The following is a 245-nucleotide window of genomic DNA, read 5'->3' as shown; positions in this document are numbered from 1 at the left end:
AAGATGATAAAGTTATTTTTGATAGCTTTCCTGGTGCAGGTCCACAACTTGCGCCACGATTATTAGTGGCATTAGGCAGTAATAGAGATCGTTATGATGATGCGTCTGAGCTACAGAAATATGCGGGTATTGCGCCTGTAATTGAACGTAGCGGTAAGAAAATGTGGACACATTGGCGGTACAGTTGCCCTACTTTTTTAAGGCAAACTTTTGTGGAGTGGGCTGGGTTTTCAATACGCTATTCA

At 42.4% G+C, this 245-nt stretch carries 1 protein-coding gene; it reads left to right on the top strand.

Annotated elements, in window-relative coordinates; genetic code table 11:
* On the top strand, window positions 1-245 hold a 245-nt coding region (locus tag H4J75_RS19905), incomplete at both ends, for a transposase (protein WP_182223086.1).

It is taken from the genome of Colwellia sp. BRX10-1 (genome assembly GCF_014077545.1).
Lineage (GTDB): Bacteria > Pseudomonadota > Gammaproteobacteria > Enterobacterales > Alteromonadaceae > Colwellia_A.
This window is presented reverse-complemented; position numbering and strand designations above follow the sequence as displayed.